This window comes from Flexivirga meconopsidis, assembly GCF_026162425.1.
Lineage (GTDB): Bacteria > Actinomycetota > Actinomycetes > Actinomycetales > Dermatophilaceae > Flexivirga > Flexivirga meconopsidis.
Genome location: NZ_JAOBQJ010000003.1, coordinates 1 through 16,511 on the forward strand (window position 1 = coordinate 1; position 16,511 = coordinate 16,511).

Genomic DNA, 16,511 nt, shown 5'->3' on the forward strand with positions numbered 1-16,511 from the left:
CAACGCGTCGGCACGGCGTTTGCCCGGGGTGCGGTCATCCCGCACGGTCTTACTGGCACCGGTGGCCACGGTCGGGTCACCGGCACCGGGCGTCTGGTCTGCGGTGGCGGGTCGGGGTGCGGAGCCGGCGGTGATCGCCGCCTTCACCACCGCCGCATTCGCCGGCGCCAACTCGGCCACCAACCGGGTCATCCCCGTGGCCGTGGTGCCCCAGGTCAACGTCTCGACCTGTTCGAGCTTCGCGTCCTGCGCCGACAACGCCTCCGATGCGAAGGTAGCCAGGATCTTCCGGGTCAACGCCTGCACACCCTTGACCCCGAGCGACGGATCGAGTTGCAGGAACCACGACAACACTTCACCCCGGTCCGCGGACGGCACCACCGGTGCCACCTTGTCCGCGTTGGTCAACGCGGCCCGCGCCGTCGACACCGTGCAGCTGCCCTGCGCGACTGCTGCCGCGATCACCGCGTTCTCCGGTTCCCGGCACGCCTCCGCCACCACCGCGATCGACTTCGCCTCCACCGGTTCAACCGGCACCCCAGCCGCCGCGGCGTGCCGGGCCACCCACTGGGTGGTGTTCGCCGCCGTCGAGCCCGCGACCGTGCCCCGGTCGACCGCCTCCGCGGTCGCGACGGTCGCAAGCTGGGCGAACCGGCCGGACAGACCCAGCAGTGTTTCGGTCAGCGCCTCCAACTGCTCCTCCCCGAGCTGGTGCAGCACACCCGGCACCTCACCGGCTATGGCCGCGACCGCCTGCAACTGCGCCAAAACCTCCGGCCCACGACCCGGCTCAACCGGCACCCGCGATGCCCCGTCCGGCACCTCCGGACGATCCGGCAGCGACAGGGCAGAATCGAGAGACATGGGCTCGAATCTCCTTCCGCTGCAGTGGTTTTCGTCGTGTTGTCATGATACCGCGAATTACCGGTTTGGTACATATGTCCGAGGAAAATTCTTGGGCGTCACCTTGGCTCACGGCATCGAATTCGCCCGCGAGTGCAGCTCCGGACGGACGACGTCACGACTCCGCGCCGCCACGCCTTAATCTTGGGGGCATGATCGATCCCACTCTTGCCCTGACCGCGCGCGTCCAGGAGGCGATCGCCACCGCCTTCGGCGCGCAGTGGCGAGAGGCCGACCCGGTGATCCGTCCGGCGAACCCGCGCCAGTCGGACGCCGACTTCCAGGCGAACGCGGCGATGGCCCTCGCCAAGCAGGTTGGCAAGCCCCCGAGGGAGGTGGCGCAGGCGATCGTCGACGCGTTGCCCACCGACGACGACCTGATCGACAAGGTCGAGATCGCCGGCCCCGGCTTCCTCAACATCTGGTTGCGCACCGACTGGATCGCGGCGGCCGCGACCAGTGAGCTCGGCGACGACCGGCTCGGGATCCCGACCCCGGAGCAGGAGATCGTCGTCGTCGACTACTCCTCGGTCAACGCGGCCAAGGAGATGCTGGTCCATCACCTGCGCACGACCGTCGTCGGCGACTCTCTCGTGCGCACGCTGGAAGCGTTGGGGCACAACGTGATCCGGCAAAACCACCTCGGTGACTGGGGCACCGCCTTCGGCATGCTGATCGAGCACCTGCTCGAGGTCGGTGAGGACAGCGACGAGGCGAAGCTGCTCGAGACCGACCCCAACGCCTTCTATCAAGCCGCCCGGGCGAAGTTCGATGCTTCCGACAAGGCCGAACCGGCAGGATCTGCAGGCGATTTCGCGACTCGTGCCCGCAGGCGGGTGGCGACGTTGCAGAGCGGCGACGCAGACAGCCTGCGGCTCTGGGACGAGATCATGGCGTTCACCCGCACGTACATCAATCGGGTGTATGCCGAGCTCGGCATCACGCTCACCGACGACGACATCCGCGGCGAGTCGTCATACAACGACGAGCTTGCCGAGGTCTGTGACTCATTGGAAGCCAAGGGCATTGCGGTCATCAGCGACGGCGCCCTCTGCATCTTCCAGGACGAGTTCATCGGTCGCGACGACAAGCCGGTGCCGCTGATCATTCGTAAGTCCGATGGCGGATATGGTTATGCCACAACGGATTTGGCGACGATCCGGCATCGTTCGCTCGACCTGCATGCCGACCGCGCGTTGTATGTCGTGGGCGCGCCGCAGCACCTGCACTTCCAGATGGTCTGGTCGGCCGCCGACAAGGCCGGCTGGATCAAGGGCACCGAGCCGATCCACGTGCAGATCGGCAATGTCGTGGGCGCCGACGGCAAGATCCTGCGCACCCGCTCCGGCGATGTCGTGTCGCTCCAGTCGCTGGTCGACTCGGCGTTGGAGCGGGCCGCCGAGGTCGTTGCCGAGTCGCGTCCCGACCTCGACGAGCAGACGAGGGCGACCATCGCCCACCAGGTCGGCGTCGGCGCGATCAAGTATGCCGACCTGTCGGTCTCGCACGACTCCGGCTACACCTTCGACCTGGACCGGATGCTCGCGCTGCAGGGCAACACCGGTCCCTATCTGCAGTACGCGACGGCCCGACTGCGCTCGATCCTGGGCAGGGCAGACACGGCCGACCCGAAGGGACCGATCGTCCTGACCGAGCCGGCCGAGCGCGCACTTGCCCTGCGGCTGTTGGAGTTCGGTGCCGTCGTCGCCCAGGTCGGTGTGACTCTCGAGCCGCACCGGCTGGCGGCATACCTTTACGAGCTGGCGTCGGCGTTCACGACCTTCTACGAGCACTGCCCGGTGCTCAAGGCCGAGCCGGCGCAGGTGCGAGACAGCCGGATCGCGTTGTGCGCCCTCACCCTTCGGGTGCTGGTGCGCGGCCTCGACCTGCTCGGCATCGAAGCACCCGAGCAGATGTGAGGCCGCGCCCGGCTCCGGCCGTCACTTGTGCGGGCCGCCGAGGATGTCGCCGACGAACTTCTCCAGCAGCTTGATCAACGCGTCGGCGAGGTCCGGGGACTTCTTCTCCTCAGGCTTCTTCGTCGGGGGTTGCGTGGCATCCGGTCGCGGTCCGGACACCTTCGGGCCGACCGGGTAGACCTTGTCGTCGCCCGGCAGCGGGATGCCGGGGCAGACCGAATCCTGTTTCAGCGCAATGCCATCGGTCAGAAACCCGTATGCCGCGTCGGTGACGCAGGTGTTCTTGCTGCCCAGGACAGCGCCATGCGCGCCCTGATCGGAGACGCTCAACAGCACGGTGTTCGGCGATGCCTCGTGCGCCTTGACCGCGCCCTCGTATGGCGTGGCCGGGTCGACCGTCGTATTCACCATCATAAGCTTCGGCGCCTTCGACAGGTCGATCTTGGTGTTGGTCGCCTTGTAGGGCCAGTACGCACAGGGGTTGACGACCTGGTGATAGCCCGTGAGCGGGAACTTCGGGCCGGTCGAACGTGCCGCAGCGACATACGAATTGGGGTCCTTGCTCCAGTCCGTGTCGTTGCAGGTGGTCGCCATGAAGGTAGTGCTCTCGCGGTTGTCGGTGTAGCTGTCCGACCCGCCCTGCAGCAGCATGAACGCCTGGTAGAGCGCCGCCCGATCGCCGTCTGCCGCCTCGTCGAGGAAGCCGAGAAATTTCGCGGCCGTGGCGAAGCTCTTGTCGGAGTACATCTCCTGCGCCATCACATTGTCGATGACGTTAGGGGTGAAGACGCCGAGCTTGCCCTCACCGGCCGCGGTGCGCACCTTGTCGAAGGTCGCCTGGACATCCTTCGGGGTTGAGCCGAGCCGGTAGGTGGAGTCGTGCCGGGCCGCCCACGGGACGAACTGGCCGCCGAAGCGGCGCTGGAAGCCCATCGGCTGGTAACCGAAGCTGGTCTGGAAACTGTCGGTGAAGGCGGTGTTGCTGTCGAGCACGAACCGGCCGACCTGCTGCGGAAAGAGCGTCGCGTAGTGCGCGCCGAGCCAGGTGCCGGCCGAGACGCCGTAGTAGTCAATGGTTTTCGCGCCGACCAGCTGCCGCACCAGGTCCTGGTCACGAGCGGTGTTGTCGGTGGTGATGTAGGGCAAGTAGTCACCATGCGCCGCGACGCAGTCGTCGACCATCTTCTTTGTCGCGGCCTGCAGCTCGCGCACGTTGGCGTCGGTCAGCTTGCGGTTGTCGGTCACATTGGACCGGGCAGGCTTGCAGCTGACCGGCGTGCTCTCGCCGGTGCCCCGCGGGTCGACCCCGATGACCGTCTCGTTCTTACCCAACGGAGACAGGGCCGACACCAGCACCGAAAAGCGGGCGGCGGGACCGCCCGGGCCGCCCGGGTTGGTGAAGACATAGCGCGGGTTCTTTGCCGGCTGCTCGCCCGTCGTCCTGGTCACCATCAGCGAGATGTCACCCTTGCTGGGGTCCGAATAGTCCTTGGGCGCAACTACTTTCGTGCACTGGCTGCGCGCGGCGGCCTTGCCGAGAGTGCGAACCTCCTTGGGACAGGTTGCCGCGCTCCAGTCGAGTTGCTGCGAGGTGTACTTCGTCAGGTTGGCGCCGTTCGGCGAGAGGCCGCCGGCGGCCGGGGCCGCAGCGTCGGCGGTCGCCCCGGCATACACGGCACCGGAGGTGGCGAGCAGCGCGGATGCGGCGCCGAGGGAGGCGAGGCGGACGGGGCGGCGGTTCATCGTGGAACTCCTTGGGAGCCTGCTAACGGGTCGCCGTGATTGACGTGCGCAACGCAGCGACCGGTTCCGAACGGCGACCGGATGTGGGTATTCGGCTGCGAACGTCGGACGAATGGGGCCACACTTGTCACATGCCCCATGCGGGCACGGTGACTCGGGGGACCACCGGCTACCTGGAGGAAGTCATGTCCGGCCCGTCGTATTCGGGTTTGTATTTCGTGCTCGTCGGTCGCGTCGAGCGATTGACGATCTGGCCCGTCGGCTCGTCGATTCCGGCCGACTGGCAGGTCGCATTCGGTCCCGGCACGCTGCAGCAGTGCGAGGCGTATGTCGAGCGGCACCGTGGCGAGAAGCACCCCACGGGGGTGCCGGCCACGAGCTGGCCACTGCCCGAGCGCGCCACGAACTGACAGCGGCCGCGGTCTCGATACGCGGCTCGTTCCTCGCCGCTACTCGACCGGCGGATCAAGGGTGCTCGCCGCTACTCGACCGGCGGATCGCTACCTCGCCCGCGGTCAGGCGTCCGGAAAGCCCTGCGGGTTCTGCGACTGCCAGCGCCAGGTGTCGGCGCACATGTCGTCGATCGTGCGCGTCGCCTCCCAGCCCAGCTCTTGGTGGGCCCGGGTCGCGTCGGCCCAGTACGCCGGCAGGTCACCGGCCCGCCGAGGGCCGACCTCGTAGGGCAGCTCCCGGCCGACCGCGCGCTCGAACGCGTGCAGCATCTCCAGCACCGAGGTGCCGGTGCCGGTGCCGAGGTTGAACGGCCGCACCGGCTCGGTCATCGCGTCGAGGTGCTCCAGGGCGGCGACGTGTCCTTCGGCGAGGTCCATGACGTGGATGTAGTCGCGCTCGGCGGTGCCGTCCTTGGTCGGGTAGTCGTCCCCGAAGACGTTGAGCTTGTCGCGCCGCCCGACCGCGACCTGGGCGATGAAAGGCATCAGGTTATTCGGCACGCCCTGCGGATCCTCGCCGATCTGACCCGACGGGTGCGCGCCGACCGGGTTGAAGTAGCGCAGCAGCGCGACCTTCCAGCCCTCGCTGATCGCGGCGATGTCGGTGAGCACCTGCTCGATCATCACCTTCGTCCGGCCGTATGGCGAGGCAGCCGAAAGCGGCTGGTAGTCCTCGCTATAGGGGACCGGCGCATTGTCGCCATACACGGTGGCGGAGGAGGAGAAGACGAGCTTGTCGACGCCGTGCTTGGTCATCGCGCGGGCGAGGGAGAACGTGCTGTCGAGGTTGTTGCGGTAATACTCCAGCGGCTTGTCGACGCTCTCGCCGACGGCCTTGTAACCGGCGAAATGGATCACCGCATCGAACTGCTCCTGCGCGAAGAGCCGCTCGGTCTTGTCGGCGTCGGTCAGGTCGAAGGAGTGCAACGGAATCTGCTTGCCGGACAACGCTTCCAGGCGGCCGAGCACGGTCGGCTTGCTGTTGGCGAAATCGTCGACGATGACGACGTCGTGACCCCGGTCGAGAAGGGCGAGCACGGTGTGGGAGCCGATGTAACCGGCGCCGCCGGAGACGAGTACACGCATGGGGCTCAGGGTACGGGTGCGACGATGGTGCCGTGACCAGGACTCCGTGGACCGCCGATCACATCGCCCGCGTCGAGAACCCGGCCCTGCCGATGCAGCCGCGAGGTGGGTATGTCGTGGCCGACGTGCAACGGCAGCTCGACCGCATCGTCGCGCTGATGCGCGGGGGACGACCGGTGCCGCCGATCGCGACCACCGCACTGCGCCGCTCGTATCTGCGGGAGGGCTATGCGCCCGAGCCCGTGGAGGCGCTCTTCTCGCACGTCGGTGAGTGGCAGCGGCAGTTCGACGAGGCCGCGCACGCGGCGGTCGTCGCGCGGTCGACCTCCCCCGAGCCGTCACCCGCCGACCGGCGGCTGAATTGGACCAGGCAGCAACAGGTTTGGGTGCGCGAGATGCAATTCCCATCGACCCGCCGCAGTGCCTACGAGGTGGGCGAAGTCGACGACTTCCTCGACCGGGTGCTAGTCGCGATGGCCAAGGGCGAAGAACTGCCCGACGTGCAGTCGGCCAAGTTCTACATGTCGCGCCTCGGCCGATCCGGCTACGACTCGGTGGCGGTCGACCACTTCCTCGACCAGCTCACCCGCTTGCGGCCGGCGGAGTAGCCGGGCCGTGCTTCGCGTCCCGGCCACCGTGTCGCTGTCACGGGGGAGGCCCGTCCGAGCCATGAGCGATGCTCGGTGATGCCCGAGCTCGTCGGCCGAGCACCGAGGGTGACTGGTCTTTCACTACGTCGTGACTGCACCGATAGGTACCAATTTACAGGAAAGTTGGTTTCCGTTCTCACGAGACGGCGGCTCATCTGTGGCTATTTCGACCGATCTCCGCTGCCTCCGGCAGCGGTTTGATAAGAGATCTTCTCAAGACCAGGCTACCCAAAGCGGGCGTCGCCGCCACGCATGATCGAACTCAATTAATCGGTGTGCTCCATGCGGGAACTCTTATTCGCTGCTCTCTGAAGGAAAAGGGCTAACAGCAAGGCGGCAGAGAGAGTTCCAAGGTAGAATGTTCGACCGTGCGAAACTCCAAAAGCTTTATAGATAGCGCCGGACGCGACGCCACAGAGAAATACTATCAAAGCGGCGATACGCAAACTCAGAGTCGCTCTGCGAGTGTTCATGACTGATCTCGCGTCATCCGGTGAGTAGGGGATTGTAGCCTTTCTGCTGGAGCATGTCTGTCACAGTTGCCCCAACAACAAAACCTGTTTCATAACATGTTGGCACGAGAGGTTCGCTGATTCCTCCAACGGCACATGCTGCAGCAGCGACATCGGCAGCTAGTATTCCACCTGCGTAGTCGGTGCCAAGTCTCAATCCCCAGGACGCGACCCCGGTCACAACGTCCCATACATCTCGTCCTGCGGGGTCGATAGTCCCGACGGCACATCGAGCACCGTGTAGGTGCCGTCACTGTTCTTCGTCAACGTTTTGTTCATCGTCGCCGCCAGCGCGTATCCGCCACCACTGACCGGCTTGAACACGCCCTGTTGGGAGTCTATGCCCACGAACAGCACCGACCCATCGTCGTTCGTGATCAGCCGAGTGTCGGAGCCGAACGGCATGAAGAACCCCCGCCCACCCTGGCTCTTACTCACCGCGGAGCCCGACCCCAGCGTGAGGGAATTGAACACCAAGCCGAGAGGCTGCAACTGGCCGTTCACCCCGGCCAGGCTCCGATCCTTCGTGGTCACCATCAAGTTCCCCGTGTCCAACATCCACCGACGCCGACACCTGCGGGCTGACCTGGAACGGCACCCTCGTGGCCGAACCCCGCGCCCCGGTCAACACCGGCGACACACTCGTCGCAGCATCCGCGACCGGCGCGGTGCTCAACACCCCACCCGCAGTGACCAAACCGGCGGCGCAACCAGCGCACGCAGCCAGGACTGTCAGTGCAGCACCGAAAGTCGACACGACAGTGCCATGACACGCCAAACACATTGCCCGTCAAGCGCTTTCACGCGAAACCGAGTGCCTCCCTGACACGTTCGAAAGTAGTCCAATGTATCTCGGGCGCGCCTCACCCTGAGGGGTGAAATCCCACCGTCACCGGATCCCCGTCGGTGAGCGTGAGCGTCACGGCACTGCGCGGTGCATGTTTGACCCGGCGGAACGAGTCGTCCTCACGGTTGGGCCAGGCGGAGTCGTAGTAGGGGCGATAGCCCTCGGCATACAGCGCGGCCGCGACCGCGGTCTGATAGCTGACCACGCTGTAGAAGCCGTCGGCCCGCACCACGACCGCGGCGCCACGCACGCCGTGCGACCGCAGGGCCGCCAACGACTGGGAGACGGCGCTCTTGGCGTTGGCGGTGTCGGTCTCGGTGCGGACGTATGGGACCGACTGGCGTTCGGCGTAGGGCAGCAGCAGCGCCAGGACGATGACGGCGGCCCCCGTCGCACAGGTCACCGCCGGAGGCATGGCGCGTTCGGGCAGGCGCGGGTACACCCAAGCGGCGATCGCGAAACACAGGCCGCCGACGGCCAACAACAGGTAGACCGAACGGCCGGCTCCGCCGGCGATGAACGCGGCGACCACGCCGACCCAGAGCGCTCCCGAGATCCACCGCACTGCAACGACATTCGGGATCGACCGACGCTGCCCGAGCTTCCATGACGCGCACCCGATGGCGGCGAGCAGCACGACGGCACCGACCATCGCGACAGGGGAGGCGAGTGAATGCACCACCAGCTTGCCGACCTGCGACGGGTTGTTCGGGCTGATCAGTCCGATCTCCAGGATCGGCGGCGCCCAGCACAGCAACGTCAGCGCGGTGGCGCGCACACCCGGGCGCTTCCACCAGACCGTATGGCGAGCCGGCCCGCCAGTGCCCGGCAGCGGCCACAAGGCACCGCGCTCCTCCCGCCAGCGCACCAGGCCGACGCCGCTCAACAGCAGGAGCAGCGGGGCAACCATCGGGATGAGGGCGAGGTTCGACTGCAGCACGTAACTGGCGATCACCGCGAGCCACGGCAGTGCGGACAGCCGTCCGCGCAGCACCCGCCAGGACAGCACCATGAGCGCGGCGGTCGCCAGCACCGGCGGCCAGGGGTTCCACGGCAGCACAATGGGTGGTCCGACGATGACCTCGGCACCGAGGATCGAGACCCCGGCGAGCCAGACGCCGCGGGTGCCGGCAGCGGTCCACGCCTGCCAGATCGTGAGCGCCACGACCAGGATCGCCAACAGCAGGCAGCCGATCAGCAGCCCGGCCGGGTGCCAGCCGCTGACGGCATACGGGATGGCGAGCAGGTAGAACTCCATCGGCCCCGGGTGGTGGGCCCACACACCGGGCGCGCTGATGTCGCTCGTCGAGCGCATGCCGAGCAGGGGTGGGTTGGCGCTGAAGACGTCGTGCACCTTCATCGCGATGATGCCCTCGTCGCCCTGTGGCAGCCAGCCGAGTGCGATCCACCAGATCGACCAGCTGACAAGGGGAATGCAGACGAGCACACCCACGGCGACCGCCCAGCGTGCACCCGTCAGTCGCCCTCCCACAGCGCGCACTGTAGGGCGAGTGCGGTCAGGAAGGATCAGCGCGGTCTCCGATCGACGATGCGCCGCGCCTTGCCGACCGACCGCTCGATCCCGCCGGGCGGCAGCACCGTGACGGTGGCGGTGGTGCCGATCCGGTCCTTGATCTGTGCCGCGAGTGTCCGCTCGACCTCCACCCACCCGTCGGACGAGAATCCTTCTGCCGCTTCGACATTCACGGTTAACTCGTCCATCCGGCCGGGCCGGGTCAGCACGCACTGAAAGTATGGCGAGAGCCCCTCGTGGGCCAGGGCCAGCTCTTCGATCTGGGTCGGGAACACATTGACCCCGCGCACGATCATCAGGTCGTCGCTGCGGCCGGTGATCTTCGCCATCCGGCGAAAGCTCGGCCGTGCGGTCCCGGGCAGCAGCCGGGTCAGGTCGCGGGTGCGATAGCGCAGCACCGGCATCGCCTGCTTGGTGAGTGAGGTGAAGACCAACTCGCCCTCCTCGCCGTCCGGCACCGGCTCGCCGGTGAATGGGTCGACGATCTCGGGCAGGAAGTGGTCCTCCCAGATCGTCGGGCCGTCCTTGGTCTCCACGCACTCCTGCGCGACACCCGGACCCATCACCTCGGACAGCCCGTAGATGTCGACCGCGTCGATCCCGGCACGCTGCTCGATCTCGGCCCGCATCGCGTCGGTCCACGGCTCGGCGCCGAAAACGCCTGTCGACAAAGGGAGTTCGGCGGGGTCGATGCCTTGTGTGGTCATCTCGTCGAGGATCGACAGGAAGTATGACGGCGTCACCATGATCGCTCGCGCGCCGAAGTCGCGCAGGAGCTGCACCTGCTTGGCGGTCTGCCCGCCGGACATCGGCACGACCGTGCAGCCGAGCCGCTCGGCTCCGTAATGCGCTCCAAGGCCACCGGTGAACAGGCCGTAGCCGTAGGCGACCTGCACCACGTCACCGGGCCGGACGCCGGCCGCGAACAGCGACCGGGCGACCAAGCCGGCCCAGGTGTCGATGTCCTCGCGGGTGTAGCCGACGACGGTCGGGGTCCCGGTGGTGCCGCTCGAGGCGTGTACCCGCACCACCTCCGAGCGAGGCACGGCGAACATGCCGAACGGATAGTTGTCGCGCAACTGCGCCTTGCCGGTGAACGGCAGCAGCCGCACGTCCTCCAGCGACCGGATGTCCTCAGGTCCCACTCCCGCCGAGCTCAGCGCGTTGCGATAGTGCGGCACGTTCGCGTAGGCGTGCGCGACCGTCTCCTGCAGGCGGGCGAGTTGGTGCGCCCGCAGTGCGTCGAGGGACCAGGACTCGGCTGCGTCATACCGGTCGGTGGTCGCGGTCATGACTGCAGCGACCTGGACCGGCCGCGGAACTCCGCGACGATCTCCCCGTCCGCTTCCCGCCGCACGGTCACGTCGGTGATGCCCGACCGGCCGTAGCTGGTGCGCTCGTGGGCGTCCGCGACCAGCACGTCACCCAGGTATCCAGGGGTGACGAAGTTGATCTCGGCGCCGGAGGCGACCGTCGGCCGTCCGGGCGCATTGCAGGCGAGCGCGAATGTCGAGTCGGCGAGCGCGAAGATGAAACCGCCGTGCGCGAGATTGTGCCCGTTGACCTGGCGCGCGGTCAGCGTCATCCGGGTGCGGGCGTAACCGAGGCCGTCGTCGACGCCGACGTCGAGCAGTTCGATGCCAAGTGCCGCGGACGCGTCATCGGACCGCCACATCGCCATGACGTGGTCCAACTGCTCGCTCATGAGGGGCATGCTGCCACCTGACTGCCGACGGCGCCGCCGGATTCGGCCGAGCGGTGCCCCTACTCGCTGGTACGAACTCGCCGGCGCAAAACTGGACGGGCGGTGAATATTCGCTGATCGACTTCCCTATCAACGCACTGTGCGGTAGAAAGACCGCGGTGCCGTTGCGCGGTCGGCAGTCCAAGGGGGAGGGCGATCGCGAGATGGCGTGTCAGTCGAGGGGAGAGCTACATGCCCGTGCCAGCAGTCGCTTCGCGATGTGCTGTGGCTTCGGCGTGCCCAGGCGCACCCTCATCGCCGGTTGAGACCCCTCAACACCATCCCGCATCACCCGGCTCAAGCTCGGTCAATCGCCCAACTCATAGGGAGGCACACACATGAAACGCCGTCACCTCGCGGCAGGTTTCGTCGCAGTCACGACTGCGGTTGGTATGGCGGGAGCAGGTGCCGGTATGGCGCACGCTGCCGACAACGGCAAGAACATCAAGCTGACCAACTCCGGTCCGGCGTCGATCAAGGCGCACAGCAAGATTCAGTTCGGGGCCGCCGCACCGGCAGCCACCGCGATGAACCTGACGCTGACTGTGCCGCTGCGCAACCAGGCTCTTCTCGACTCGTTCGTCGCGAAGGGCACCGTGATCAGCCCGGCCGAGTACAAGCGGCTGTTCGCGGCGTCACCCGCGTCGGTCAAGAAGGTCGCGGACTGGGCCAAGAGCAAGGGCCTGAAGGTCAGCTCCTCCGACACCACCGCCGGCGCCGTTTACGTGACCGGTGCGGCCAACAAGGTCAACTCGGCCTTCGGCGTGCAGATCCGCCGGGCCAGCCTGTTCGGCGTCAACGGTGTCGCACCGAACACCGACCCGACCGTGCCCGCATCGCTCGGCGTCACCGGTGTCTCGGGCCTGAGCACCCTGGCCCGGGCGAAGGGCACCCCGCCCAAGGCGAAGGCGCAGCTGCCGAAGACCGGTTCCACGGTGACCCGGCCGAACGCGGTTGCCGCCGCACCGGCGCGCAACACCAACTGTTCGACCTACTGGGGTCAGAACCTCTACGTGACCGCCAAGAAGTACCCGGACATGTCCAACGTGCAGTGCACCATGTCGCCGCAGCAGATCGTCTCGACCTACGGCGTGCAGAGCGCGGCCACCGTGGCGCCCTCGCTCGGCATCCTGCTCTGGGGTGACGACAAGAATGCCAAGGCCAACGCGAACTACCTGGCCAGCTACTACAAGTACCCGCAGCTGACCAACTACACCTCGTCGTCGGACCCCTACACCGGTGCTGCCGAGTGCGGCAACGACTACACCGAGCAGAACCTCGACATCCAGTCGCAGCACGCGGTCGCGCCGAAGGCGTCGATCACCTACTACGGCGCGGCCAGCTGCTCGTTCGACGCGATCAACAAGAAGTTCGCCGACGCGGTCAACGCGCACAAGGTGTCCGCGCTGTCGATGTCGTTCGGTGCCCCGGAGGAGGCCGGCGGTGCGTCGGTCTACGCGCAGTTCAACCGGATCGCGCAGCAGGCCAGCCTGACCGGCATGAGCATCCTGGTGTCGTCCGGTGACATGGGCGACAACACTGCTGACGGCCCGAAGGCGGTGCAGTTCCCGTCGTCGTCGCCGTTCGTGACCGCCGTCGGTGGCACCGCGATCGGTCTGAAGCAGGGCGGCGGTCGCCAGTTCACCGTCGGTTGGGCCACCAACTGGTGGGCCCAGCCCGACCCGAACTCGCTGAACGGCATCCAGGAGACGCCCGCGCCGCACAACGGTGTCGGTGCCGGTGGTGGCGTGAGCACGCAGTTCGCCCAGCCGGCTTGGCAGAAGGGCGTCGTGACCGGGTCCACCACCAAGCGAGCGGTGCCGGACATCGCCGCGCTCGCCGACCCGGCGACCGCGATGACCATTTCGACCGGCACCTCCACCAGCGCCTTCTCCAGCGGTGGCGGCACCAGCCAGGCGGCTCCGCTCGTCGCGGCGATGGTCGGTGCGTCCAAGGCGCTGACCAAGCGCAGCATTGGCAACGTCGCGCCGGCGATCTACAAGCTGAAGGGCAAGGCCGGTCTGCTGGACGTCGTCGGTCCGCAGAACCGCTACGGCGCCTGGCTCGGTGAGTACAACGACGGCAGTGGCCAGGCCATCGTCGGCGTGAGTTCGCAGCCCGACTCGCTGCGCACCGCGGCCGGCTGGGACAACATCACCGGTGTCGGTGAGCCTGCCGGTCAGGCGTTCCTGACCGGGCTCGGCGGCTGAGCGCGTTTGTCGGAGTGAACGGTGCGGCGTGCCCGTGAGCAACGGGCACGCCGCACCCTCGACCAGGGTTTGACAAAGAGAGCTGATGGCGCAAAAGGGCAAGCACGGGGCCGGTGCGGACGACGGCACGACACGACGTCTGGTGACGTCGGTGGTCGGCGTCCTCGCGGGCTTCCTTGTCGTCGCCCTGGCCGTCTTCGTCGGCGTGAAGTTCTTCGGCGGGCACGGTCAGACCGCCGCCTCGTCGGCGAGCGGCACCCCGTCCGCGGCTCCCGCCATACCGGTGCCGAACGTGCCGGCCGACGTGCTCGCCAAACTTCCGCGAGCCACGACGGAGGGCACCGTGCCCAAGGCGCCGGTCGACCTGCAGACCCAGAGCAACGGGCGCACGATCAACATCGCCCGCGACATGCCCGGCTTCGCCAGGCCCGGTGCCGACCCGATCACCGTCATCCCGAAGTCGCAGTTCGGTGCGGCCACCTGGCTGCCGGTGCTGCGCACCACGTCCGGCTGGGCGCAGGTGCGGCTGCCGGCCAAACCCAACGGCGGCACTGCCTGGGTGCCGGAAGCCGGCCTGGGTATGGCGCAGACGACGTGGTCGGTCAAGGTTGCGCTCGGTGCGGAGACGATCACCATCAGCAAGGCGGGCAAGAAGGTCGGCAGTTGGCCGATCGGCCAGGGTATGGCGGACACGCCGACTCCGGTCGGTCAGACCTTCCTGCTCGGCAGCTTCGTGGACCCGAAGCAAAACTTCTCGCCGGTGATCTACGCCCTGGGCACGCACTCCGACACGCTCGACACCTACGGCGGGGGGCCGGGCACGGTCGCCGTCCATGGGTGGCCAACGGAAAAGGGCCGACTCGGCAAGGTCTCGCACGGTTGCGTGCGCGTGCCGCAGGCCACGTTGGACGCCTTCGCAAAGCTGCCCACGGGCACACCGATAGATATCACTGCATAAGTCAGAGGGAAGGGACAACACAATGAAGCGCAACACAGCGCTCTTCAGCGCGTCGCTCGTGGCAGGCGTCGCGGCGGCAGGGGCCCTGGTGGCCACCAGTAACAGCAGCTCCGCGGCGAGCGCGTACTACGGCGTGAACTGGGCCGCGAGCACCAGCGCCGAGGCGAGCGGCGGTTGGAAGACCGGTAGCTACGCCGACTCCTACGGCACCTTCGCCGGGACCGCCGCGGTGGGCTCGGGCACGTTCTCGCTGATGGGTGGAGCGCCCGTCACCGTGAAGGTCACCTGCGCGGACGGCAAGCCGGTCACCACCGTCACCGGTGGCGGCGCGCCGGGCACCTACCAGGCGGGCCAGGCGGTCAGCCTGGCCAAGTTCGCCAACTCCCCGGGTGCGATCGACACCGTCACCTTCGGCTCGGTCAAGGTCGGTGGTCACACCGCCGGCGCCTACATCGACATGAGCAAGGCGTTCGGCGACGGCACCTTCGTCGCGTTGGCCGGTGCCGACTGTGAGGCCGGCACCACGCCTCCGACGTCGCCGACGAGCCCGACGACCGGCCCGACGAGCCCGACCACCGGCCCGACGAGCCCGACCACGGGCCCGACGTCGCCGACCACCGGCCCGACGAGCCCGACCACAGGCCCGACCTCGCCGACCACCGGCCCGACGAGCCCGACGACCGGCCCGACCTCGCCGACCGGCAGCCCCACGGGTTCGCCGACCGGCACGGGCACGCCGACCGACACCGGCACGCCGACCGGGTCGCCCACCGGCAGCCCGACGGGTTCGCCGACCGGTAGCCCGACCGAGCCGCCGACCCCGACGGCCACCACGACGACGCTGCCCGTCACCGGCTGACGTTCGGCCCCGTCACGGCCGGTTGCGCCCCCGACCCCGCCCACGCGAGGTCGGGGGCGCAACCACTTCCCGCCCGCACCTCCCGGAGTCGCCATGACCAAGCCCGGCCGATCGGCCTTCCTGCTCACCGGCGGGCTGCTGCTGCTCACCGCCTGTGGCAGCTCGGCCACCGACCGCGCCGTGCCGTCAACGGCGTCCGCCACGTCCTCCGCGGGGACCTCGTTGCCGGGGGATCCGGCCCCGCAGCCGCCGACCCCGACCGCTCGGGAGTCCTCGACCGCGTCCGCGTTGCCGAGCGCCACCCCCGCGCGCAGCTGGACCGCCAAGACGCCGAGCACGACGCCGAGCACGACGCGGACCACGACACCGGCGAAGACCCCGGCTCAGCGGACCCCGCCGAAACCCGCCGCAGCACCCGCCGGGCTGCCGAGCGCTGACACCTTCGGACGCATCGACGGCGCCCCGGTCGACCTCGGCACGCCGAGCAACGGCAACGTCGCCGGCTTCGCGAGCAGCACCGTCGCCTACCGCTCTCCCGGCGGGCCGGCCATCGCGCGGATCCCCGCGACGCAGCTCGGCCTGGCCACCTGGCTGCCGGTGATCGGCAAGCAGCCCGGCTGGGTGCAGGTGCGCTTGCCGACGCGACCCAATGGCGCCGTTGCGTGGGTGCCGTCCTCGAAAGTGACTCTGCGCCATACCAACTGGCGGGCGACAGTGTCTCTGTCGGCGAACACCATCACGGTGTATGACGGGACGCGCCGCGTCGGCAGCTGGCCCGCCGGCAAGGGACTGCCCGCGACCCCGACACCGGTCGGGCAGACGTTCTTGCTCACCAAATTCGACAGCCCGCCCGGTTCCTACACGCCGTCGACGTTCGTGCTCGGCGTGCACTCCGACACCCTCGACACGTATGGCGGGGGTCCTGGCACGGTGGCGGTGCACGGATGGCCGACCGCGTCCGGCCGGGTCGGTGCGGTGTCGCACGGCTGCGTGCGGGTGCCACAGGCGACCCTCGACGTGTTCCACCGGATGCCGCTCGGCACGCCGGTGGACATCGCCCGCTGATCCGCGCCGCCTGCCTCACTAGGCTGGGC

The 16,511-nt window shown here is 68.1% G+C and carries 14 protein-coding genes; 7 read left to right on the plus strand and 7 right to left on the minus strand.

From position 1 onward, the window contains the following. Positions 1 to 864 (minus strand): DUF222 domain-containing protein (locus N2M23_RS09760; protein WP_425270214.1); only part of this gene is annotated, 864 nt, incomplete at its 3' end. Between the two features lie 191 nt (positions 865 to 1,055). On the opposite strand from N2M23_RS09760, the gene argS reads away from it, so the two are divergent. Beyond that, positions 1,056 to 2,822: an arginine--tRNA ligase gene (argS, locus tag N2M23_RS09765; protein ID WP_265445152.1), complete on the plus strand. Its 1,767-nt coding sequence runs from the start codon at positions 1,056 to 1,058 to the stop codon at positions 2,820 to 2,822. Positions 2,823 to 2,843: 21 nt separating this feature from the next. Here argS and N2M23_RS09770 read toward each other — a convergent pair whose 3' ends face one another. Continuing rightward, the gene (locus N2M23_RS09770; protein ID WP_265445154.1) at positions 2,844 to 4,565 is read right to left on the minus strand and encodes an alpha/beta fold hydrolase; all 1,722 of its coding nucleotides are present in this window, start codon (positions 4,563 to 4,565) and stop codon (positions 2,844 to 2,846) included. A 131-nt stretch (positions 4,566 to 4,696) separates the two neighbouring features. Here N2M23_RS09770 and N2M23_RS09775 point away from each other — a divergent pair, with 131 nt between their 5' ends. After that, a complete protein-coding gene (locus N2M23_RS09775) occupies positions 4,697 to 4,975 on the plus strand; it encodes an MbtH family NRPS accessory protein (protein WP_265445156.1) in 279 nt (92 codons plus the stop codon). Between the two features lie 105 nt (positions 4,976 to 5,080). Here the strand turns inward: N2M23_RS09775 and galE are convergent, their stop codons facing one another. Further along, on the minus strand, positions 5,081 to 6,103 hold the full coding sequence (gene galE, locus N2M23_RS09780; protein WP_265445158.1) for a UDP-glucose 4-epimerase GalE: 1,023 nt from the start codon (positions 6,101 to 6,103) through the stop codon (positions 5,081 to 5,083). A 32-nt stretch (positions 6,104 to 6,135) separates the two neighbouring features. Here galE and N2M23_RS09785 point away from each other — a divergent pair, with 32 nt between their 5' ends. Beyond that, complete coding sequence (locus N2M23_RS09785; protein ID WP_265445160.1) at positions 6,136 to 6,711, plus strand: hypothetical protein; 576 nt, start codon at positions 6,136 to 6,138, stop codon at positions 6,709 to 6,711. A gap of 731 nt (positions 6,712 to 7,442) precedes the next feature. On the opposite strand, the gene N2M23_RS09790 is transcribed toward N2M23_RS09785, so the two are convergent. The 4 genes from N2M23_RS09790 to paaI all read right to left on the minus strand — a co-directional run bounded on the left by N2M23_RS09790 (position 7,443) and on the right by paaI (position 11,351). Continuing rightward, entirely contained in the window at positions 7,443 to 7,802 is a 360-nt protein-coding gene (locus tag N2M23_RS09790) for a hypothetical protein (protein WP_265445162.1), read from the minus strand. A 326-nt stretch (positions 7,803 to 8,128) separates the two neighbouring features. After that, on the minus strand, positions 8,129 to 9,604 hold the full coding sequence (locus N2M23_RS09795; protein WP_265445164.1) for a hypothetical protein: 1,476 nt from the start codon (positions 9,602 to 9,604) through the stop codon (positions 8,129 to 8,131). Between the two features lie 35 nt (positions 9,605 to 9,639). Then, positions 9,640 to 10,938, minus strand: coding sequence for a phenylacetate--CoA ligase family protein (locus N2M23_RS09800; protein WP_265445166.1), 1,299 nt, complete (start codon positions 10,936 to 10,938; stop codon positions 9,640 to 9,642). Next, on the minus strand, positions 10,935 to 11,351 hold the full coding sequence (gene paaI / locus N2M23_RS09805; protein ID WP_265445168.1) for a hydroxyphenylacetyl-CoA thioesterase PaaI: 417 nt from the start codon (positions 11,349 to 11,351) through the stop codon (positions 10,935 to 10,937). Before paaI ends, N2M23_RS09800 begins: the two co-directional genes overlap by 4 nt. Before the next feature lie 377 nt (positions 11,352 to 11,728). Between paaI and N2M23_RS09810 the strand changes: the two genes are divergently transcribed. The 4 genes from N2M23_RS09810 to N2M23_RS09825 all read left to right on the plus strand — a co-directional run bounded on the left by N2M23_RS09810 (position 11,729) and on the right by N2M23_RS09825 (position 16,482). Further along, positions 11,729 to 13,600, plus strand: coding sequence for a S53 family peptidase (locus N2M23_RS09810; RefSeq protein WP_265445170.1), 1,872 nt, complete (start codon positions 11,729 to 11,731; stop codon positions 13,598 to 13,600). An 85-nt stretch (positions 13,601 to 13,685) separates the two neighbouring features. Further along, positions 13,686 to 14,558 carry a L,D-transpeptidase gene (locus N2M23_RS09815; RefSeq protein ID WP_265445172.1) on the plus strand — a complete coding sequence of 291 codons (873 nt, stop codon included), beginning with the start codon at positions 13,686 to 13,688 and terminating at the stop codon, positions 14,556 to 14,558. 22 nt (positions 14,559 to 14,580) lie between these two features. Next, on the plus strand, positions 14,581 to 15,417 hold the full coding sequence (locus N2M23_RS09820; RefSeq protein WP_265445174.1) for a hypothetical protein: 837 nt from the start codon (positions 14,581 to 14,583) through the stop codon (positions 15,415 to 15,417). A 93-nt stretch (positions 15,418 to 15,510) separates the two neighbouring features. Continuing rightward, a complete protein-coding gene (locus N2M23_RS09825; RefSeq protein WP_265445175.1) occupies positions 15,511 to 16,482 on the plus strand; it encodes a L,D-transpeptidase in 972 nt (323 codons plus the stop codon). The last annotated feature ends 29 nt before the right edge of the window (positions 16,483 to 16,511 follow it).